We start from the raw sequence: 22,455 nt of genomic DNA, 5'->3' as shown, positions 1-22,455 counted from the left end.
GAGGTCCCTTTATGAGCCAACACATCAAATTTTTTGAACAGGTTAACCGGAATTTTGATATTGCATCCCGCTATTGCAATTATCCGAAGGGGTTGCTGGAACAAATCAAAATTTGCAACAGCGTTTATCACATGACCTTCCCGTTAAAACGCGACGACGGGTCGATCGAAGTGATTCACGCCTGGCGGGCGGAACACAGCCAGCACAAATTGCCCACCAAAGGCGGCATCCGCTACGCGATGACGGTAAACGAAGATGAAGTGATGGCACTCGCCGCACTGATGACATACAAATGTGCAATCGTTGACGTGCCGTTTGGCGGCGCAAAAGGCGGTATCAAAATCAGTGCCCACAACTATTCCGTTGCCGAGCTGGAACGGCTCACCCGGCGCTATACATTTGAATTGGTGAAAAAGAATTTTATCGGACCCGGCATCGATGTGCCGGCACCGGATTACGGCACCGGCTCCCGGGAAATGGCCTGGATCGCCGATACCTACACCGCACTCACCGGCGGACAACTGGATTCTCTCGCATGCGTGACCGCAAAACCGGTTGGTCAGGGCGGCGTTCGCGGACGAACCGAAGCCACCGGGCGCGGCGTTTATTACGGCATCCGGGAATTTTGCAGTATAACAGAAGACATGAAAGAAATTGGGCTAACCCCGGGAATTGAAGGCAAAACCGTTGTTGTGCAGGGGCTTGGCAATGTGGGTTTTTACGCTGCAAAATATTTGCAGGAAGCTGGCGCAATTATCATCGCCATCGCGGAATACAACGGTGCCATTTACAATCCCAAAGGATTGGATGTGGAAGCAGTTGCCAATCACCGCAAAGAAACCAAAAACATCCTCAATTTTCCGGGTGCTAAAAATATCGAAAACAACATCGAAGCGCTGGAAATCGAGTGCGATATTCTGGTACCCGCAGCGCTGGAAAACCAGATCACAATGGAAAATGCACCGCGCATCAAAGCCAAAATTATTGCGGAGGCTGCAAACGGTCCGGTAACATCCGATGCTGCGGAATATCTGCTTAAAGCAGATGTGCGCATTCTCCCGGATATGTATCTCAACGCCGGCGGCGTCACCGTTTCCTATTTTGAATGGCTCAAAAACCTCTCGCACGTGCGATTCGGGCGAATGAGCAAACGGTTTGAGGAAGATAGCAATCGCAAAATCCTGAAAGCGCTGGAAGATTTAACCGGCAAAAAATTGTCCACTTCACTTGTCGATCAAATTGCCCACGGCCCGGACGAGCTGGATTTGGTGAATTCCGGACTGGAGGAATCGATGGTTTCGGCATATCACGAAATTCGCGAAACCCGCAACCGGCAAAACGAACCGGTTTCGCTGCGGACAGCCGCGTTCATCAATGCCATCGAAAAAGTTGCGGTATCGTATCAAGAAATGGGCATTTTCCCCTGATACTTTGTTGCAAAAACTATTTTTCCCAAAAAGCGCAGACCTGTTTCTGCGCTTTTTGTGTTTTTACAGCACTTTTTTTCGGAGCCTCCTTTTATTATATTGAAAATTAAAAACGGAAATTTCGAAATTATGACAACGGAACAACACAATTACGACGTGATCATTATTGGCGGCGGACCGGTCGGTTTTTCCTGCGGAATTGAAGCAACGCTGCGCGGATACAATTATTTAATGATCGAAAAAGGCTGTCTGGTCAACTCGATTTTTCACTTCCCGACAAACATGACATTTTTTTCCACATCGGAACGGCTGGAAATCGGCGAAGTGCCGTTTATCTCCCACGGCTACAAACCCACCCGCCGCGAAGCGCTCGAATATTACCGGCGCGTCAAAGAAAAATGGGATCTGAATGTCGCGATCCGCGAACGCGTAACGGATACGGAAGGCGCATTCGGGAATTATCGCGTGAAAACCGACAAAGGTGTGTATTTCTCAAAGGCTGTAATTATAGCCACCGGATTTTACGATCACCCCAATTTGATGAACGTGCCCGGCGAACATCTGCCCAAAGTGAAACATTATTTTGACGAGCCGCATCCTTACGCATTTCAAAAGATAGCCGTTGTTGGGGCGGGAAATTCATCTGTGGATGTTGCCTTGGAAACCTTCCGCCGCAGCGCAGAAGTCACAATGGTTATTCGCGAAAGCGAGATGAAATCGTCCGTAAAATATTGGGTGCGACCGGATATCGACAACCGCATCAGCGAAGGTTCAATCAAGGCATATTTCAATTCGGAAATTTGCGATATCCGGGAAACCGACATCGATATCCGCACGCCCGAAGGCGTCATCACCATCGAAAATGATTACGTGCTGGCAATGACCGGCTATCGCCCGGATTATTCATTTTTGAAACATCTGGGAATCGCGATTTCAAATGATGAGTCGCAAACACCTGTTTATAATGAAGATACCTTCGAGAGCAATCGTGCGGGAATGTTTTTGGCCGGCGTTGTTTGCGGCGGTTTGAACACCGGACGCTGGTTTATCGAAAACGCCCACGACCACTCGACGCGAATTTTCAACCGGCTGGATACCCTGTTCAACCGGAAAAAATAATCTGCGCAGATACCACAAAACCTGATCCGGTTGAGGCAAAATATTGTTTCAACCGGAATCACTTCAAATTAATTTTTGCCGATTGGTGAAACGGCATACGGTTACCCGGTGCTTTGCATTGCGGCGGCGATGCCGTTAATGCTCAAAAACATTGCCAACGCCAGCGAATCGCGTTCAGCTTCCGGCATGCTGCGTAACCGTTTCAGCAAATCGATTTGTAATAAATTGAGCACATCCGTATACGGATTTCGCAACGCAATCGATTTTTTGATGGTTGGCGCGTTGTCGAACACTTCTTTTTGTCCGGTTATTTTGCAAATAGCAGTGGAAGCGTTTTCAAAATCTTCGGTGATTTTTTCCAGAAAACTCTCACCTGAAAGCTGGTCGTAATATTTGGAAATCGTGAGATGTGTCCGGGCGATTTCCAGTTGAACGTTGTCCACCACCGTGCGAAAAAATGGCCACTCTCGATAAATCGTTTGCAAAATGTTCAGCGTATCCGCATCATCCGTTAGCTCGCTCAGCGCAACACCGGTGCCGTACCAGCCGGGAATATTGAATCGCGTTTGCGTCCACGCGAACACCCACGGAATAGCCCTAAGTCCTTCAAAATCAACCTGATCCGCCGCTTTTCGCGACACCGGTCTTGAGGCAATTTTCAACCGGCTGATGTGCTCAATCGGCGTCACGCTGATATACCATTTCCAAAATTTGGGATGATAAATCAACTGCTGATACGCCGCCATCGCCGATGTTGCCAGCTTTTCCATCGTTTGATACGCATCGTTCAGCGGAACGGAAAGCGGTAAACTTTCCTCACTTTGGAGCGCAGATTGGAGCATCGCGTTCACAATTTGTTCGAGGTGCCGGCGGGCGATATACGGCAACGCGTATCGAAACGAGATAACCTCGCCCTGTTCGGTAAACCGGATTTGCCCGGTGTAGCTGTTGCGCGGCATCGCCAAAATCGCCTGATTGGCACGCCCGCCACCGCGACCAACCGTACCACCACGACCGTGAAAATAGCGAAATCCGATATTGTGTTTCCGGCAAACCGCCGCAAAATCGCGCTGCGCCTGATACAGCGCCCAATTGGCCATCCAGTAGCCGCCGTCTTTGTTGCTGTCGGAATAGCCGAGCATAATTTCCTGAAAATTGCCACGCGCCGCCAACTGGTCCCGATACACCGGATGGGAAAAAATCGCGTCCAGCAAATCGGAACCGTCGCGCAAATCTTCGATGGTTTCCAACAGCGGCACCACATCCAGATCTGTTTGCACTTTTCCGTTGGCGTAATGCCACATGCCCGCTTCTTTTGCCAGCAGCAGCACTTCCAGCAAATCGCTCACATCATGCGTCATGCTGATGATGTAGCAGCCAATCGTGTTGGGATCCTGCAATTTCGCATCGCGAATCATCTGCATGGTTGAGAGCACATTTTCGGTATTTTCCGCAATTGTTGCCCAATACGGCGCCAGCGGACGGGGATTTTTCAGCTCGCGGGACAGCACTTCCAGCCGTTCGGCTTCGCTGAGCGATTCGTATTTTTCCGCGACGCCGGCGATGCGCAGCAAATCCGCTACCGCTGCTTCGTGCACGTTGCTGTGCTGGCGAATATCGATCGCCGCCAGGTGAAAACCAAATGTACGCGCCTGCATAATAATCCGGTTGAGATGGGTTGCGGCAGCCGCATTTCCGATGCCCATTTTTTTGAGGGAATCAGCCAGCAATTCCAGATCACCCAAAAAATCTGCGGCGGAATATGCAACCGGTTTTTCGCCGGAATGCTGTTCGGCTTTGATGAGGGCGTCAATTTTTTCACCCATGTAACGCACCTTCAACCGCAACGGCTCGTTGCTGAATTGCCGCAGCGAAATTTCGTCCAATTGAAACTGCGTGGCATCTTTTTTGAGCGATTCCACCAGCGCATCGGGAATTTTTGTCAACCGCGATGAAACGCTGACTTCCCGGCGCAGTTTGCGCAGCTCGCGCAAATATTGCTGCATCGCCGTGATTCGCTGAATCTGTAGCGTTTTTTTCGTAACTTCTTTTGTAACATAAGGATTACCATCGCGATCTCCGCCAATCCACGAACGATATTTGAGGATTGTCGGCACCGTTTCGTAAAATTTTTCAGTGGCGGATTCGCCATAATTCAGCCGCAGCGCCCGCTCGATATCGGCGTAAATTTGCGGTACGGTTTCCCAAATCGATGATTCAAAAAAATACATCCCGTTTTGCACTTCGTCGATCACGCTCATGCTTTCCGCACGCACTTCATCTGTCGCCAGCATGATGGAAATTTGCTGATACAGCGTTTCGATGGTCAATTCCGTTTCCGCCGGCGTCTGATCGACCCGCTGCAATTCCTCCAGCAGCACAGCAATATCCTGCAATTTATACAAAATTGTCCGGCGCCGCGCTTCGGTCGGGTGCGCCGTGAGCGTTGGTTCGATGTTCAGTTGCGCCAATTTTTTCATCACGTCTTCGAGCGAAAATCCGGCCACTTTGAAACGGTGGATCGCATCCGCGATAGATTCCGTTCGCGGTTCATCGGTGGATGCAGCGCGTTCGCGCTCGTGATTCACCCGGAAAATTTCGTGTTTTTCCGCATTGTTCACCAACCGGAAAAACGCGGTGAATGAGCGCAGCAGCCAAAGGATTTCATCATTGGTCAGCGAGCGAATCAGTGCCAGCGCATCTTCCCGGTGCTGCTCTTTTCCTGGCTGATACGCAGCTTTGCACAACCGCCGCAGCTCTTCCACTTTGTGGAAAATATCATCGCCAAGCTGCTCACGAATGCTGTGACCCAACAACGATCCCAACAAATTCACATGTTTGCTGAAGTGCGGCGAAACGCCTGTTCCCTCCGCATCTACCAAAATTCCCTTCCAGTCCTGCATGAGTAATCCTCTATTTCGAGTTATTATTTTCAAAAAATACAGTGTTATTCCAATATAGTGTAAGCACGTAAAAAAATCGAATAAAGATTGATATTTCAAGAAAAACGATGATTTTATATCACCGTCTTTGATGAATTTGACCCACAATAACACCGTTTCATATTTGGAAATTTTCCCTGCCATACGTATCTTCATTATGTGCCGCGGTTCAGCAAATCGAGATATTTGCGGCGATAAATCCAAATAAAACAACGCCAGAAATCAATGCCCAACGCTACCCCAAACGATGTTTCAAAAGAAAATCAGCAACATCGCAAAACGCTGGAAGAAAAAGTAAACGCGCTATCCAGCCTTATCGAAGTTGGCATTATCATCAATTCCACCGTCCAGCTAAACGAAGTGATGAAACTGGTGATGGAAAAAGCACTCGGCGTAATGAACGCGGAGGCGAGCGCCGTTTTTTTGATCAACGCAGAAAAACATGTGTTCGAAATTCCGGTGGCTTTGGGTGACGCCAGCGCAAAATTCAAAACCATCGAAATCCCGATGGACGTTGGCATTGCCGGCGCAATTGCCAAAAGCGGTGAAGCGGAAATTATTCCCGATGCCTATAAAGATAGCCGGTTCAACGCCAAAGTGGACAAAGAAACCGGTTTTGTGACGCGCTCTATTTTGGCCGCGCCGCTGAAGGTGCGGGACAAATTGATCGGCGTTGCGGAGGTGATCAATCGCAATGACGGCAACGCGTTTGACGAAGACGATTTGAACCTGTTTTCGGCATTTTGCCGACAGGTTGCCATGGCCATCGAAAATGCCCGCGTGCACCAACTGGAATTGGACAAACAGCGCATCGAGCAACAACTGGAAGCGGCGAAACATATCCAGCAAAGTTTTATGCCGGAATCGCTGCCGAAATCGGCGGATCGCCAGTTCGAAGTTGCTGCACGGAGTTTGGCAGCTGCATCCGTTGGCGGCGATTTGTTCGATTTTATGGAATTTGGCGAACAACTGCTGGGCGTCACCATCGGCGATGTTTCCGGGAAAGGCATTCCCGCGGCGCTGTACATGGCACGGCTGGTCAGCGACTTTCGCCTGTTTTCCCAAACCCACCGCGATCCCGCAGAATTAATGGCCATCCTTAACAAAGCGCTCACCGAACGCAGCAGCCGGGGCATGTTTGTGACCTTTTTTTATGGCGTTTTGTATGCGGATAACGGCAAATTCTGTTACGCAAACGCGGGACATTTACCGTTGATTCACATTGAATCCGAAACCGGTGAAATTCAACAATATCAAAAAGTTAGCGGCATTCCGCTGGGCGTTGTTCCCAATTTTTTATTTGAGCAACACACCATCCGGCTGAACAAAGGCGATTATCTGGTGCTGGTTACCGACGGCGTTGTGGAAGCCAAAAACAAATCCGGCGAAATGTATTCGTTCGAGCGGTTAGTTGATTTGCTGAAAACACCGCAGGATTCCGCAGAAGCGCTGCTCGATTTGTTGCTAAATGACGTGCAATCATTTTCTGAGGGATTTTCACAACACGATGATGTGACGGCTGTCGTATTGAAATGGCATTAATTGCGATACATTATTTGCATACTTTGCCCAATCCGGGCAACTGGTTTCAGCAGCTTCAGTTCGATTCAACAGTGGGAAGAATAGTGGACGGATTCGAAATTCACATTTCCAGCGACCCGAAATACGCCAAAGTTGTGCGCTGCGGCGTCGGGCATATTTGCGAACTGTGCGGTTTTCCGGCGAAAACCGGTCGCGCAATCGTGCTGGCTGTGGACGAAGCTGTCACCAATATTATCCGCCACGCATATTCGAGCGATCATCGACAAAAACTTGTTGTGCAATGCAGCATTCTCGATGACCGGCTGGAAATTGTATTGCAGGATTCCGGCACCGCTGCAAATATCGAAACCATGAAATCACGCGATTTAAAAAAGATTCGCCCCGGCGGTTTGGGGATGCATTTTATCAACACGACGATGGATATTGTTGATTACCAATCCAACGGAACAGCCGGCAACCAATTGACACTGACAAAATATCTGCCAAAAGACAGGGATACAGATGCTTAATATTGAAATTACCAATCAGGATTCCGCCGCAATTGTGATCATTTCCGGCGAAGTCGATCTCTATTCTTCGCCAAAAGTGCGGGAATCGCTGCTGGCGCTCACCAAAAAAGAGCAGCCGGCAATCGTCATCAATTTGCAGGACGTTGGCTACATGGATAGTTCCGGACTGGCAACGCTTATCGAAGGTATGCAATCCAGCGCCAAATATGGCGGCAAATTTCTGCTGACCAATTTGCAGGAAGGTGTGCTGGAAGTGTTTCAACTCAGCCAGTTGGATAAAGTGTTCAAAATTTACGATTCGCCGGAAACGGCGCTAAAAGATATCTGAATATGAGCGAAATTGCACATAAATTTTTCGGCAGCGTCGGTCGCTGGTATCTGGATTCTCGGTCGCAGATGGGCGAATTTTTTGCGCTCATCCGCGAGTTGATGTATTGGCTGGTTATCGCGCCACTGCAAGGCAAAGGGCTGAAGTGGAAAAACACGATCGACCAGATGGTCAAGATCGGTTTTAACTCGCTGCCCATCGTTTGCCTGATCTCTTTTTTTGTGGGATTGATTATCGCGATGCAATCGTCGTATCAGCTAAAGGCTTTTGGCGCAACGATTTACACCGCCAATCTCACCGCTGTTTCCATCATCCGGGAGCTGGCGCCGTTGCTCACATCGATCATCATCACCGGGCGGAGCGGCTCCGCCATTACCGCCGAAATCGGCACGATGAAGGTCTCCGAAGAAATTGACGCGCTGGAAACGATGGGTCTGAATCCCGTGAAATTTCTGGTGGTGCCGCGCGTTTTGGCAATGCTGATTATGGTGCCTTGCCTCACGATCATCGCAGATATCGTCGGGATTTTCGGTGGCTACCTCATTTCAATGCTCACGCTCGATTTAACCAGTGTTCGCTATATCGATCAAACCATTATCGCGCTCACGCTGAAAGATTTGTTCAGCGGATTGATCAAAAGTGCATTTTTTGCGCTGATAATCGCGGGCATCGGCTGCTATCAGGGATTGATCGTCAAAGGCGGCGCGGAAGGTGTGGGCAAATCCACCACCCAATCCGTGGTCGTTTCGATATTTTTGATAATTGTCGCAGACGTATTTTTCACAGTACTTTTTTATTCGGGACTTTAATGGATAAACAACCGATTGTTCAGGTCAAAAATCTGGTGGCGGCGTATGGCACCCGGACGGTGCTCAAAGGTGTGAATCTGGATATTTATCCGGGTGAATCGCTGGCGATTCTGGGGCGCTCCGGCTGCGGAAAAAGCACGTTATTGCGTCACATGATCGGTCTGGCAAAACCGGTGAGCGGACAGGTGCTCATCAAAGGTCAGGATATTTACGCCATCAGCGAAGATGAAAAAGTGGCGCTCTTCAAAAAAGTGGGAATGTTGTTCCAGTCTGCGGCGTTGTTCAATTCGATGACGGTTGGCGATAACGTCGCGTTTCCGCTGCGCGAACACACCGAGCTGGAAGAAAGCACCATCCAGATTATGATGAAAATGAAGCTGGATCTGGTCGGGCTTTCGGGATTCGACAGCTTCAAACCGGCACAGCTTTCCGGCGGGATGAAAAAACGCGCGGGATTGGCGCGGGCGATTGCGATGGACCCGGAGGTGCTGTTCTGCGATGAACCTTCAGCCGGGCTCGATCCGGTGGTTGGCGCTGGGCTGGACAATCTCATCCTGAAATTGAAAAAAGCATTCCGGATGACCATCGTGGTTGTAACGCACGAAATGGCATCGGTTTTCAAAATGGCGGATCGCATTGCGATGATGCACGAAGGCAAAGTGCTGGCAGTCGGGAGCAAAGAGGAGCTTTCCGGCAGCGACAACCCAATCATTCGCCAATTTCTCAATCGTGAACCGGATGAGGAAAAAATTGATCGCGAGCAGTATTTGAAAACGATTGTGGGTGGATAAATCGAAGCCATTCAAAACAACAACTGATGTTGTGCAGAGGTCAAAAATAAAGTTTGTCATATCTGCTCCGAAGGAGCGCCTTCGGCGCAAAGGCAGGATTCAAAAAAAATCAAACTAATTTGAGAAAAGCTTATGGCATTTAATAGTAACGAAATAAAAGTCGGCGCAGTGGTCGTTGCGAGCGTAGTGATACTCGGGCTGTTTTTGGTAGCTATTTTCGGTGTTTCCGTCGGGAAAGAAACCAACGAATACCGGGTGAATCTGGATTACGTCGGCGGCATCACCAAAGGTTCGCTCGTAAAATATCGCGGGCTGAACGTCGGGCAAGTGCGGGAAATTGTGTTGCCCAGCGATGAACAACCGCAGCTCGGTCTCATTCTCGATGTTAAAGCAGACACGCCGGTTCGCACCAATTCCGAGGCGTTTATCACTTCAATCGGCATCATGTCCGAACAGCATGTGGAAATTTCCAGCGGCACTCAGAACGCCGATTTGCTGTCGCCCGGCAGCACCATTGCCAGCAAAGAGGTACTCAGCTTCGCGCGGATGTCCGAATCGATGGGAAATTTAACCGGACAAATTGAAACGCTCATCGCCAGCATCAACGAGCTGGTGAACGAAGAAAACCGGACGCGCATCGCCTCGATTATGGAAAATGTTGACGCGGTGGTCAGCGACGGCCGTGAACCGATTACCGAAGCAGTCGCGAAACTGCAGGAAATGACCGAGCAGATGACGCTGGCGAGCCGAAACATCGCCGCGATGACCGACACCAGCCAACTTAATTTTGGCAGATTGATTAACAATCTGGAAGCGACCACAGCCAACGCGCAACGGCTGATTGAACAGATGAACAGCACGCTGGAAAACATGCAGGGAACGGTGGCAATTAACAATCGCAATATTTATGAAACGATGGAAAATTTTGAGCGCGTGTCGCAAAATTTTGAGGAATTTTCCCGGATGATTAAAGAGCAGCCGTGGCTGCTGGTTCGTAAATCTGCCCCGCCGGAACGGAAGATCAAGTGAGCCAAATCGACGGATGAATAGACAAAAAATTTCACGAGGTGAAGATTGATAAAGCGAATACTTACAGTGGTTTACAGCGTTATTCTTGCCACATTATTGTGGCAATGCGGTAGTGTTCCATCCACCTACTATTATCGCGTGAATACAGATGACACGCCCGCAACTTCTGCAAATTCCCCGATTCCGGTGGTGTTGGCGGTCGGTGCTTTCGAAGCGGATGTGGTTTACGAAAGCGACCGGATTGTTTTCAGGAATTCGCCGTTTGAAGTGCAATATTATCACTACCGGCGCTGGGTTGCACCGCCCAAAAAACTGGTTGCGGATGCGGTGCTCAACCGATTCAAATCCGCCGGCGCGTTTCGCGAAGTATTGCAACAACCGACCACGTCTGCAACGGATTATTTGCTCAGCGGCAAAATTCTGGCATTTGAGGAATGGGACGAAGCCGATAGCTGGTTTGGCAGTGTAAAAATTGCATTCGAATTATACGATGCAAAAACCAACGATCTCGTTTGGCAAAAAACCTACTCAGAGCGCAAATCGGCAACAGACAAACAACCTGTTGAAGTTGTCAAATCCATCAGCGAAAGCCTGGATGTAGTCATCCAAAATGCGCTGGCGGATGTTGCTGCACGTTTAACATCGCGATAGATAATGAATTGGGGCAACTTACCCACCAGTTGCCCTGCTTTTTTCCCAAATTTTCTTTTTCGATTATCCCCACCACAATAAAATTCCCGCAACTGCTCTGATGATTTCAATCAACAGACAAAAATCATTGCGGACGAAATTCAAATGCAGAAAATATTGCTTAGCCTGATCGGCAATGGCATTAAATTCGCTTTTGCTGCTGCGCTGGAATGTTTCGAGCGGATGCTCAAACGCAATCCCGTTGATAAAGCCGCACAAATTCATCGCGATCACAACATCCAATATTACGCGCAGGGCGTTGCGGATGGTTGGCTAGTTATCGAAAATATGATGACGGAGTGAATTGTCTCAAAAAAAATTTCCCCAACCTGCAAAAAACCTTTTTTTGGACATAACTTAAATATCTTTTAACCCTGTGTAACGTCAACTCAACTGATCACTCGAGAAGGGTTTTGTAAGTGAAAATCACTTGATTATTTTGATTATTTGTATATTTTAAATAATTAACTCCATTTTAAAAGTAAAAAATCTCTGGAGTAAAGGCATGATACGGTCATCCATCATGATGATGGTTGGTTTGGTTATTTTTGGTGAAGTGTTTGCACAAGGGTTGGTCGCCTATTACCCATTCCGCAAAAATGCCAATGACATCAGTGGCAATAACTTCAACGGTACAGTTTTTGGCGCGACGCTTGCCAACGACCGGGCTGACAATCCCAACTATGCTTATTTTTTTGACGGTGTAGGCAGTTACATCGATATTCCTTACGATTCCAGTTTTTATCCCGCCAGTATGAGTACTGCAGTTTGGGTGAATATTGAATCGACACCGGATTCCGGTATATCTTACATTTTGACCACATCCGGGGACAACAGAACCCCGCCCTACGATCCTTTTAGAATGAGAATTGACGCTGCTGGAATTGTTGAAGTTCGATATGAGGGAAATTTCGATAGTCTTCGCATAAACCTTCGAAGCACAACTTCCCTAACTCCCGGCGAATGGGCATTTATCGCAACAAGCTACAACAGCTCAACGGGGGAAGGACGGTTGTTCATCAATGCAGTGCTGGAAGATTCCGAGATTGATCTGATGAATCTCGATACCAACCACATCGGATTGCGAATCGGGGCGGGGCAAAATCATAATCGCACTACCCGAATAATGGAGTTTTTCCACGGGAGAATCGATGATGTACGCTTATACAATCGCGAATTGAGTGAGATGGAAATACAACAATTGTATCTCGAAGAACCGCTGGTGGGCATCGGGGATTCGCCCGAAATGGTTCCCGCAAAAATACAACTGAAACAAAATTACCCGAACCCATTCAACCCGTCCACACACATTGACTACACTTTGCCAGATGCAGGGTTGGTAACTTTGACCGTTTACAATTTAGTGGGAGAAAAAATACGCATTCTGGTCAATCAATGGCAGCCTGCCGGGATATATTCAACCCATTGGGATGGGCGCGATAATCTGGGAATGGAAATGCCGTCCGGGATCTACCTCTATCGGTTGTTGGTTGGTAACACAATACAAACGCGTAAAATGGCGCTGCTGCGTTGATTTTTTTGCGTGATAGTTGAATAAATCCCAATTAGCTCAACGATTCATTTCTCACTCAAAATATACAGTTTGCGGCTCCCAGGTTTCGGCATCGCCGATGATGCCCCTGGCTTCGCTGACGATCTCCATTTTCACCGGTTTCGTTTCGATCAGCAGATAATTTTCGTCGCGATCCGGATAAAACGCAGCCCACTCTTCTTTCCAATATTGTTGCTTTTCTGCAGCATCATCCACAATTCGCGCTGTCGCGCTGATGCTGACATATTCCCCACCGGCAGCATCGAAATAATACAACACCACATTTGGATTGCTGCGAATTTGCGCCACTTTCCGGCTGTGCGGATTGGTCGCAAACCAGACAACCAGCCCGTTTTCCGGCGGAAAAGCGTCCATCGCGCGGGTGTGCACACCCCCGGAATCATCCACGGTAATCAGCGCGCAATAGCGCACGTTTTTCATAATTTCAGCGGCGGCGGTAATCAGGCTGTCGCGGGAAATACTGGTGTTTTGTGGCTGTTCCTGCGCACAGGAACTTGTTGAAAATATTACGGTTATCAACAATAATGGGATTAAATAAAGCGGATTCGTTTTCAATCTTTCTCTCCAGGTTTGAAATTTTGATTACATAAATGCTTATCGATTGTGTTGAATTCCGAAATGTTTTTTAAATAAAAAGTATACAAAACTTGACATTTTGTAAACAATACATTACATTGTTTGTGGTTATCAAATCATTCAAAAGGTAAAATAATGTTAGAAAATAATCTAAAGAAATATCGTTTTAACCACAATCAACTCACACAGGAAAAGCTCGCAGAACAATTAGGGGTCTCAAGACAGACCGTTATCGCCATTGAAAAAGAAAGTTTAACCCCTCAGTAATGCTGGCATTGAAGATGGCAAAATTATTTGAATGCCAGGTTGAAAATCTTTTTTACCTGAAGGAGACGTGAAATGATTATTCGATTTATGTTTGAAAGTGTTGTTGGACTTATATGTCTTGTTTCCATTTTATTCCTGGGCGCAAAAGGCACTCCGACTTTGGTGTTATTTGCCTTTTGCCGGTTATCATGCGTTTGCGAAAAATATCTCCGGATGAAAGAGAACTTCAGTTATTTTACAAAACAGGCAATTTGACAATGGGGTTAATTGTTCTGGCAATTTTCCTCGTTAACTATTTTTCAGGCTCACAGTAAACGGACATTTGATCGGTGAAAATTGGATGGCGTTAAGCATCACTTCGATGCTTTTTATTCACGGCGTGGCTGGACTATTTATTTTCAAACGGATTTAATTTGCAGAAAAAAAAAAGCCCCTGATTATTTCCGGGGCTAAAAAATATGTCAGTTAATTTCGTTTTTAATTCAAAAAATCAATACTTTACAGCACAGCCATACGGTTTGGTGGTGGCATTTGCCACTGGCTGTCCTTCGGTTGCGGCAGTCATCGCAGCAGTCAGGTAATTGATAGCCGTTTCGATGTCTGCAACGTTGGCAGATGCCTTGTCGTCAATCGCGCCGGCGTAAAGCAGCACGCCCTCCGGATTGATGACATACATATGCGGCGTGGTTTTCGCGCGATACATGCGCCCGACAGTGCCATCTACATCAATGAGATATGCGGTCATCGCAGCATTTTCTTTTTTGATGCGTTCTGCCAACGCATCGCCGCTAAAATGCCCCTGTTTTCCCGGCGCGGATGAGCAAATGGACAACCAAATCGCACCTTCTTCTGTATATTTTTTCTGCAATTGTTGCATATTTCCGCTGCCGTAATGCTTACGCACGAATGGACAATCGTAATTCACCCATTCCAGAATCACATATTTTCCGCGATAATCAGAAAGTTTGTGGGTTTTGCCCTGGCTGTCTGTGAGTGTAAAATCCAGTGCTGCGTTGTTTATTGTGGCTGATTCTGAATTTTTTTGTGATTTTTCATCCGCAATTGCCGCATTGGCAATCAACAAAACAGCCAACACCATCATCCATTTGATATGCTTCAATTGTGCTCTCCCAAGTTTCGATTGCTGCCCGGTGAAAATTGTTTGATTCCAATGCCCGGATATCACATTAAGTACCGTTTGTTGAAATCATACGATATATTGCTTTTCCGGTTCCTCTATTTATTGAAGATAAACCGCACCACAGCTTAATTTTAGCATGATTATTTTTTGCGTATTTTGATGGAAGCAATCGGGAATTATGCAAAAAATGATGGGGAAACTTCGCAGTTTCCCCATCAGAGGGTTCAAGGAGGGATAAGATTTTTTTTTCTTTCAAATTCTGTTTACAAGATAGGCGCGTAATCAAAAAAGCGCAATCGTAATCATACGCAAACCGTGTAGTAGTTTTTGCAATTGTCCGCAAAATTAAATTATGTTGGGTGGGATGGCAAAAAAAGGGAAACAGAACCTGTTTCCCCAAAACGTTGCATCTAAAACAAAGCATTTGCCTGTCAGCTAAGCAACTTGGCAAGTATAATGCCCAAAATCAGCCAAACCGGAATGGAAATAAGCAGCGCCCAAACAAACCCCTGAATGGTGCTGAGCCGGTCGCGCAAATTTTTCTTTTCGAACGAACGCTCGATGCGCAGCTTTACATCTTCCATATGAAAGGGTTTGGTAATATAGTCGTAAGCCCCTTTTTTGATGGCTTCAACCGCCGTTTCGATAGATGGATAACCGGTAATCATCAAAAAGATGACATCTTTATCTTGCTCACGAACTTTTTTGAGTAATTCCAGACCATCGATTGTAGGCATTAACAGGTCCGAAACAACAAGGTCAAAAGCACCAACTTCAAATTTGTTCAGGGCATCCTCTCCATCCCGGGCGGTGACGACTTCATAGCCAAGTGTGTCCAGGTAATTTGTCAGGATATCACGAATATTTTCTTCGTCATCCACCACCATTACCCTGCCAATTTTTCTCATCATGCCTCCTAATTAAACTGTTCTAAAAGCTGAGTGTCAAAAATAGAAAAAAAATTCAGTTTTTTCAATACAAATTACGCGATTACCTTATTTTTTAAGGGTTTCGGTGCATTTACTATTATCGTTGAGAGACGCAAAAATTTAACCTAAAAAAAAAGGTCAACCGTGATGATCGACCTTTTTTTGAGGAACAAAGATTTTAAAGCAGTAAAATCAACGGGTTTTGAATTCAATTGGGATCGATTTTGGGCTTTCCTCCTCCCCAACCACAACGGTAACGGCGAGGAACAAATGCAAATCATCGCGCTTTTGGGTGAACAACTGATAGTTGCTGACGATCGGTTCCCGGGAAACGCGAACCCAGTTTTCACTGCCAACAGGGCGGGCATACAGATGATAGCGCGCCGCCGGATCGGGATGTTCTTGCCAGACGAGCTTCATTTTGTTATCGCCAATGTCTTGCAATTCCAAACTATACGGCGCTGTTAGCGGCTGCCTGGCCAGCACTTGACCGGATTCGGACAACAGCTCGAGCGAAGCTTGCGCAGCATCGTTATTGATGGTCGATTTGGCGCGATTGGCGCTGGTCGTGCGGACGGCGTTTACCTGCTGGCTGTATTGGAGCGCGTCCGGCGTTCCGAGATTTAGAACAACCTCTGCGCGGTGGGTATCGCCCAAATCGCCGTATGGCGCATACGAGTAGTTAATTTGGTGATCTTCGATCAATTTGATGCCGAATCCGGCGGTTAAGCCGTTACCTTCACTGGCAGATGCCTGATAACCACTGCGTAGCCACAGCCGTTCGCCAATATTAAATTCAACACCCGGACGAACGCGTACTGGCTGATCCTTTATTTTCACAACATCCACCGCCAGCAGGCTGCCCGGAAATCCGATGCGATACGCCATTCCCGCCCGGAATGTTTGCGGCAGTGCAGAATTTTGCGATTCATATGTGATCGCCGGACCGAGGTTTTGCGCCGCAAAACCCAATTGTAATCGCCGGTCGTAAAGGCGCATCTGCACACCAACATCCGCCGCAAAACCGTTTGCCCGAACAGATTCCAACGCTTCCTGCAAAAATTTCACATTGAAACCAAATGCAAAATTCTCACTGAATTTCATACTTAAACCACTGGTAAACAGCAGGTTATATGCGTTGAAATTTCCATCTTCAACAGGATCGCCGGTCAGCGGATCAACATCGTAGCGCTGCATATCCGGCATTCGTAAAAAAGAAATACCGGAGGCAAGGGTCAACTTGCCATTCATGGGCAACACGAGCGTAACGTTTTCTATTGTGATATCCGAAAACCACTGCGCGTGATACAACATCAGCTCCCGGTCTGTGGAAAACGCCATTCCGCCGGGATTGTAATACAACCCGTTTGCCGAATTTCCCATTGCGGTATACGCTCCGCCAAGAGCCTGCGCACGGCTGCCGATTTCCATTTGCAAAAACTGGGCGCCGGTGTTGTTTTGGGTAAAAACAGGGCTGAAACTCAGCAACGTTGCTAATAGTATCAACCATCCCTGTCGACGTATTTTTTGCACGTCCATTGTTTTCCTCCTTCTCTTAACTTCCGATGTATAATTATGCAAATGCATTGCCAACTTTGGAAATAGCAGAAAAATGAAGATCTAAACATCGTAAAATCAGATAGTTACAAAACGCGGCAAGAATGAAGCACCCATAACTAAAACGGGTGGACTGTGTCGCTTGTGCAGTAATTTTACAAGTTGATTTGTAATTGGGGAGATAAAAAAATTCGGCGGAATACGTATTTTTTGGCGAAAGGCACATTGTTTGGTCCAAATAATGTGCCTGATAGTTGCGTCAGTAAAACTGATAATCTGCGACTAAACAATAGCCGGGCTGCTGGCATATTGCCAATACAACAGCACTTGCTGGGCTTCAAATGCGCTCAAATCCGGATATAAATTCAATAATTGGGAAATGCTATCGAACATATTTTCCGATGACTGTCGCTGCATATTTTCCAGCAAATTGAGGATCTCATCCGAGAGAAATTCGGGCCGTTCCATGGTGTACTCCTGATAATTCATGTGTTCATTAAATAATGTACCATAAAATATCGGAAGTTTTTCAAATTAGCTTTAGGGAAATGTTAGGGTGTGGATAAATTGTCGTTTATCCACATTGACAGTTCTGATAAATTTAGCGGACAGAATCCGGCAAAGTGATGAAAGATTTGGGCGTTTTTTCGGTTTGGTGATCTCTCAATTTCAGTTTCCACAAATCGTGAAGTTTACGGCTGTCCATCGGGATTGCGCGATCGCCACCAAACAGGAATACTTCGCCGGAAACCGGATCGTATATTAAGCTGTGGTCGATGCGCGGTGGCGGGCCGGGCGTAAGATTCTCCCATTTGTCGGTTGCCAAATCAAACCCCCAGGTATCGTTTAACGGACCGCCGATGCCTTGCCCGCCAAAAATAATCCATATGCGATTTTTTTCATCGAAGGCAGAGCCGGCGTGTCGTCGGTGCGGTGGGTAAAATGCTTTGGATTTATGTTTGATCTCCCGCCATTTGTTTTTGTCGAACCGAAATTCCCAGGTGTCCGTTGTGAATTCTTTGGCGATGCGATTCCATCCACCAAAAATCAACAGCCGATTTTCCACTTCGTCAAACATCATGCTGAAATCTTCCCGCGAATCGGGAATTTTACTGCCTTCCGATTCAATTTTTTTCCAGGTATAATAGGCATCCGAATTCGGATCGAGATTCAGGAACCACAAATCGTTCATGCTTTTTTTGACCTTATTTCGCCCACCAAAAAAATAGGCGCCAAAATGGGAGCGGGCGTAAACAGCTTCGTGATTCTCCATCGGTGGACTGGAGGTATCGGATTTGATGTGCCACTGCAGAGTAGCTAAATCCAGTTCCCATATATCGTTACTGGTATCGCCATCTTCTCCGCCATGCATAATTATAGCGTTTCGGACAGGATCAAATATCAGCACATGGTCTTCGCGGGTCGGCGGAGAAAGCTTCGATTCCGTTAGCTGTTTCCAAACATGGGTTTCCGGAAAATAGAACCAGGTTTCGTTCAGCACCTCATCCTGATCGGTTTTTCCCCCAAACAGTACCAGCCGGTTGCCGATATGATCGAAAACGATGGCAGCATCTTCGCCGGCAGATGGCATATCCAAACCCGGTTTATTCCAGTTGTGGATTTCTTCCCAATATGGATTGATATCCTGCGAATTTTCATCGATTCGTGTTGCCTGAGGTTGGCGAGGAGCAACTTCCAGTTGACTGATTTTTTTGGTGCCACTGCATCCGGCCCAAAAAAAGAGTGTCAACAAAAAGAACGAAAACTTTCGCGAAATGGTCATGTATATCTTCCTTGAATAAACACTAAGCTATTGTTTTTTATGATTATAGTTATTCCGTACGCAACGCCTGAATAGGGTCCATCCGTGCGGCTTTTTGGGCGGGATAAAGTCCAAAAACGATGCCGATGCCAACAGAAATAACGAACGCCCAAAACACCGCAGTTAACGAAATCACGGTGTCCCATTCCGCATAAAGGGTGATAACTTGCGCCATTAACGCGCCCAAAATGATCCCGATAATACCGCCAGACACGCTGATAAATACCGTTTCGTTGAGAAACTGGATCATGATATCGCGTTCTGATGCGCCGATCGCCCGACGAATACCGATCTCTTTGATGCGCTCGGTAACGGTTGCCAGCATGATATTCATAATTCCGATGCCACCCACCAACAACGAAATTGCTGCAATCGCGCCCATCACGATGTTAAAAATTTGCTGGGTTTTCTGGGCTTGTTCCAATAATTCCCGGGGGATGACAATTTCGAAATCCTTTACCTGGTTGTGATTGCGCAGCAACAGGCGATCGATAATGCGCGACGCCGGCACAACCAAATCCTGATCGTTAACTTGCACGGCTATTTCATCAACCTGTTCGTATAAATCGGAGGAAAGTGTGCGGCTGAAAACGGTGGTTATCGGTAAATAAATATCGCGGTTGAAATTGCGCACTTTGATGGCTGCATTTTTATCCAACCGGATGTTTTTACTTTCCATCACGCCCACGACGGTGTACCAGGTATCTTCGATTCGGATTTGCTGCCCGAGCGGGTTGGTCAATTTGAACAATTCGCGGGCAACATCGCCACCCAAAACACATATTTTTTTGGCGTCCACAACATCCAGATCAGAAATAAATCGTCCTTCGGCAGGGAAAAAATTGGTGATCATATCGTAATTCGAGGAGGTGCCAACAATCCGTCCGCTGGTTTCGCGATCGGCAAAATACACCTGGCTATCCATCATTTTGAGCGGTGCGGCAGCCGATACCCCCGGCACTACTTTCCGAATCATATCCGCATCGTTTAGGCTGAGTCCGGCAGAGCCTTTGTATTCAGCTTCCTGCTGCTGTTCCTCGGTTAACGAGAGGTGCTGAATGCGAATGTTGTTTGTGCCCAACAGTTTTATCTGATCCAGTGCGGCTTTTCGGGCACCGCCGGCGATGGACATCATGGCGATGACCGCAGATACGCCAAAAATAACGCCCAGCATGGTTAACAGCGAACGCATTTTGTGCTGCCGAATGCTGTCAAATCCCATTTCTAAATATTCACGATATTCCATAAAATTCTGTTTCTATTAAGTTTGTGATAGGTAAAAATTAGAGTTGCAGCATATCCGCGGTAATTTTTTCACGGAATTCCTGTTGGATCAGCCCATCCTTCATTTGAATGATGCGATCTGCCCAGTTGGCAACCCAAACATCGTGTGTAACCAAAATGATGGTAACGCCTTTTTTGTGTAACCCGGAAATCAGCTGCATTATTTCTTCGCCGGTTTTGGTATCCAGGTTTCCGGTGGGTTCGTCTGCCAAAATGATATCGGGATTCACAACCAATGCACGGGCGGTTGCCACCCGCTGATTTTCGCCGCCGGAAAGCTCGTTGGGATGATGCCCGAGGCGATGTCCCAATTTTACCTGTTTCAATTGTTCAGTAGCGCGATTGCGACGTTCGATGCGGGAAATGCCGGAATAAATAAGCGGAAGTTCCACATTTTGTTCGATGGTCAATTGCGGGATCAGGTTGAAAGACTGAAAAATGAAGCCAACCCGCTGGTTGCGAAACTGGGATAATTCGCGATCATCCAGCTTGGCGATTTCGACATCGTCAAATTTATATTCGCCGCCGGTGGGTTTGTCCAGACAGCCGAGCAGGTTCATAAGCGTCGATTTTCCCGAACCAGAGGGGCCCATAATCGCGACAAATTCGCCTTTGCGGATATCCAGATCCACACCTTTGAGCGCATTTACCTCCACCAAAGCGCGGTAATACGTGCGTTTAAGTCCGCGGGCTCTGATCAAAACGTCCATAAGATTCTACCTTTATCGAAGATGTAATTGTATTCAAAAATTAGTGCGACACAATCCGGTTATTCCTGTGGGATATCCAGCAATACAATGTCATCTTCTTCCAATCCATTTTTCACTTCCACATAAAGGTCGTTGCTGACACCCGTTTCGATCATTCGGCGTTCAATATCGTTGCCTTCTTTCATATACACAAATTTGCGGTTTTTATCTGTGGTGAACACACTTTCGATCGGAATATAAACCACATCTTTTTGTTTGCTGACAATAATGTTGATGGAAGCGCTGAGTCCCGGTTTCAGCCGGACATCGCTGCCATCCACCTGCACGAGCAGATCGAACACTTTTGTGCCGGTGGTTTTACCCGTTGCCGGATTCACTTTGCGGCGTGCCAGCGTTCCAATATTTTTTACCCGTCCGGTAAACGATGTATCCGGGAATGCATCCAACCGGATTTCCACCGGCTGGTCGATGCGCACTTTATCCAAATCGACTTCGTTCAGTTCGGATTTCACCTGCATTGTGGACACATCAGGCAGATACATCAGGTCCATCCCTTCGAAGGGCACCATCCCCACTTCCACTTTTCTGGAAGCTGCACCGCTACCGTAGCTGGCATACACCACCACGCCTTCACGTGGGGCAAGAATATACGATTCCTCAAGCTTGCGAACCTGGTTACGGAAGTTGCTGCGTGCCCGGTCCACATCTGCCTGGCGTGCTTGCACAACCGATTCCAGCGATCGGGTTGTGGATTGCATTTCCAGATATTCCAGCCGGGCTTGCTCCACTTCGCTTTCCACCACAAATCCTTTTTTGGCCAGTTCAGGCAGCGTTTCGTAATTTTTCTTCGCGGCTTCTTCTTTCGCGCGCTGGGCTTCCAGCTCGTTTTGGGCTTTTTCGTATTCAGCCTGGGCAACCCGTACCGATGAATTGGCTTCATCGCTGGAAATCACATATTTTTGGGATTCCAGAATAACCACCGTATCGCCTTCGTGAACATACGAGCCTTCCTCTGCGAGAAAGAGAATTTGTTTATCGTTGATGGCGCTGATGGTTGCCTGATCCTGCGCAACCAATTCCCCAACCTCGCTGACAACAACCGTCAGGTCGCCTTTGCGCACTTCCGATGTCAACGCATTGCGAAACCGGCTTTCGCTATTCATCGCAATAATCGCCCATGCAATTGCGGAAAAAACCAGCACACCAATAATGATGTGAAACTTATTTAATTTGAATTTGAATTTACCATCCATATTCTTTGCATTACCTTTGTTTTTTGGAACATTGCCGACCTTCTCTGGAACAGGTTGAACCTTGGGTTCGATTTTGGGCTCGTCAATTATTTCAGATTCAGGTACTGTTTCCGTTTTGGTTGTTACTGTTGTTTCGGGAATATTTGAAAAAATCGAA

Annotated in this window: 21 protein-coding genes and 1 pseudogene; 12 read left to right on the top strand and 10 right to left on the bottom strand. The window is 47.2% G+C overall.

Features of this window, described 5'->3' with window-relative positions:
* Positions 1-11 precede the first annotated feature (11 nt).
* The gene (locus tag H6629_14175; protein ID MCB9068942.1) at positions 12-1,427 is read left to right on the top strand and encodes a Glu/Leu/Phe/Val dehydrogenase; all 1,416 of its coding nucleotides are present in this window, start codon (positions 12-14) and stop codon (positions 1,425-1,427) included.
* Between the two features lie 129 nt (positions 1,428-1,556).
* The gene (gene ypdA / locus H6629_14170; protein MCB9068941.1) at positions 1,557-2,546 is read left to right on the top strand and encodes a YpdA family putative bacillithiol disulfide reductase; all 990 of its coding nucleotides are present in this window, start codon (positions 1,557-1,559) and stop codon (positions 2,544-2,546) included.
* Between the two features lie 101 nt (positions 2,547-2,647).
* Here ypdA and ppc read toward each other — a convergent pair whose 3' ends face one another.
* The gene (gene ppc / locus H6629_14165) at positions 2,648-5,449 is read right to left on the bottom strand and encodes a phosphoenolpyruvate carboxylase (GenBank protein MCB9068940.1); all 2,802 of its coding nucleotides are present in this window, start codon (positions 5,447-5,449) and stop codon (positions 2,648-2,650) included.
* Positions 5,450-5,713: 264 nt separating this feature from the next.
* Here ppc and H6629_14160 point away from each other — a divergent pair, with 264 nt between their 5' ends.
* The 9 genes from H6629_14160 (at position 5,714) to H6629_14120 (ending at position 12,720) form a co-directional block, all read left to right on the top strand.
* On the top strand, positions 5,714-7,030 hold the full coding sequence (locus H6629_14160) for a SpoIIE family protein phosphatase (protein MCB9068939.1): 1,317 nt from the start codon (positions 5,714-5,716) through the stop codon (positions 7,028-7,030).
* The gene (locus H6629_14155; protein MCB9068938.1) at positions 7,021-7,539 is read left to right on the top strand and encodes an ATP-binding protein; all 519 of its coding nucleotides are present in this window, start codon (positions 7,021-7,023) and stop codon (positions 7,537-7,539) included. The genes H6629_14160 and H6629_14155 overlap by 10 nt, the downstream gene beginning before the upstream one ends.
* Positions 7,532-7,867 (top strand): STAS domain-containing protein, encoded by a 336-nt coding sequence (locus H6629_14150; GenBank protein MCB9068937.1) that lies wholly within the window; start codon positions 7,532-7,534, stop codon positions 7,865-7,867. Before H6629_14155 ends, H6629_14150 begins: the two co-directional genes overlap by 8 nt.
* A gap of 2 nt (positions 7,868-7,869) precedes the next feature.
* Entirely contained in the window at positions 7,870-8,676 is an 807-nt protein-coding gene (locus tag H6629_14145; GenBank protein MCB9068936.1) for an ABC transporter permease, read from the top strand.
* A complete protein-coding gene (locus H6629_14140; GenBank protein MCB9068935.1) occupies positions 8,676-9,467 on the top strand; it encodes an ABC transporter ATP-binding protein in 792 nt (263 codons plus the stop codon). The genes H6629_14145 and H6629_14140 overlap by 1 nt, the downstream gene beginning before the upstream one ends.
* A gap of 132 nt (positions 9,468-9,599) precedes the next feature.
* On the top strand, positions 9,600-10,496 hold the full coding sequence (locus H6629_14135) for an MCE family protein (GenBank protein ID MCB9068934.1): 897 nt from the start codon (positions 9,600-9,602) through the stop codon (positions 10,494-10,496).
* Between the two features lie 45 nt (positions 10,497-10,541).
* A complete protein-coding gene (locus H6629_14130) occupies positions 10,542-11,147 on the top strand; it encodes a membrane integrity-associated transporter subunit PqiC (protein ID MCB9068933.1) in 606 nt (201 codons plus the stop codon).
* 144 nt (positions 11,148-11,291) lie between these two features.
* Positions 11,292-11,489, top strand: coding sequence for a hypothetical protein (locus H6629_14125; protein ID MCB9068932.1), 198 nt, complete (start codon positions 11,292-11,294; stop codon positions 11,487-11,489).
* Positions 11,490-11,691: 202 nt separating this feature from the next.
* Positions 11,692-12,720: a T9SS type A sorting domain-containing protein gene (locus H6629_14120; protein ID MCB9068931.1), complete on the top strand. Its 1,029-nt coding sequence runs from the start codon at positions 11,692-11,694 to the stop codon at positions 12,718-12,720.
* 51 nt (positions 12,721-12,771) lie between these two features.
* On the opposite strand, the gene H6629_14115 is transcribed toward H6629_14120, so the two are convergent.
* Positions 12,772-13,314: a pyridoxamine 5'-phosphate oxidase family protein gene (locus H6629_14115; protein ID MCB9068930.1), complete on the bottom strand. Its 543-nt coding sequence runs from the start codon at positions 13,312-13,314 to the stop codon at positions 12,772-12,774.
* Positions 13,315-13,470: 156 nt separating this feature from the next.
* On the opposite strand from H6629_14115, the pseudogene H6629_14110 reads away from it, so the two are divergent.
* Positions 13,471-13,673 (top strand): annotated as a pseudogene (locus tag H6629_14110) (helix-turn-helix transcriptional regulator).
* Positions 13,674-14,092: 419 nt separating this feature from the next.
* Here the strand turns inward: H6629_14110 and H6629_14105 are convergent.
* The 8 genes from H6629_14105 to H6629_14070 form a co-directional block, all read right to left on the bottom strand.
* The gene (locus tag H6629_14105) at positions 14,093-14,701 is read right to left on the bottom strand and encodes a redoxin domain-containing protein (GenBank protein MCB9068929.1); all 609 of its coding nucleotides are present in this window, start codon (positions 14,699-14,701) and stop codon (positions 14,093-14,095) included.
* Between the two features lie 473 nt (positions 14,702-15,174).
* The gene (locus H6629_14100; protein ID MCB9068928.1) at positions 15,175-15,651 is read right to left on the bottom strand and encodes a sigma-54-dependent Fis family transcriptional regulator; all 477 of its coding nucleotides are present in this window, start codon (positions 15,649-15,651) and stop codon (positions 15,175-15,177) included.
* Between the two features lie 213 nt (positions 15,652-15,864).
* Positions 15,865-17,211, bottom strand: coding sequence for a PorV/PorQ family protein (locus tag H6629_14095; protein ID MCB9068927.1), 1,347 nt, complete (start codon positions 17,209-17,211; stop codon positions 15,865-15,867).
* 300 nt (positions 17,212-17,511) lie between these two features.
* Positions 17,512-17,697: a hypothetical protein gene (locus tag H6629_14090; protein MCB9068926.1), complete on the bottom strand. Its 186-nt coding sequence runs from the start codon at positions 17,695-17,697 to the stop codon at positions 17,512-17,514.
* A 133-nt stretch (positions 17,698-17,830) separates the two neighbouring features.
* A complete protein-coding gene (locus H6629_14085; protein MCB9068925.1) occupies positions 17,831-19,012 on the bottom strand; it encodes a hypothetical protein in 1,182 nt (393 codons plus the stop codon).
* A gap of 49 nt (positions 19,013-19,061) precedes the next feature.
* Positions 19,062-20,297, bottom strand: coding sequence for an ABC transporter permease (locus H6629_14080; protein ID MCB9068924.1), 1,236 nt, complete (start codon positions 20,295-20,297; stop codon positions 19,062-19,064).
* 37 nt (positions 20,298-20,334) lie between these two features.
* Positions 20,335-21,045 (bottom strand): ABC transporter ATP-binding protein, encoded by a 711-nt coding sequence (locus H6629_14075; protein MCB9068923.1) that lies wholly within the window; start codon positions 21,043-21,045, stop codon positions 20,335-20,337.
* A 59-nt stretch (positions 21,046-21,104) separates the two neighbouring features.
* Entirely contained in the window at positions 21,105-22,298 is a 1,194-nt protein-coding gene (locus H6629_14070) for an efflux RND transporter periplasmic adaptor subunit (protein MCB9068922.1), read from the bottom strand.
* Positions 22,299-22,455: the final 157 nt, after the last annotated feature.

This window comes from Calditrichia bacterium (assembly GCA_020634975.1).
GTDB lineage: Bacteria > Calditrichota > Calditrichia > RBG-13-44-9 > J075 > JACKAQ01.
The sequence above is the reverse complement of the archived record's forward strand: the minus strand, read 5'-3'. Positions and strand labels throughout refer to the sequence as shown.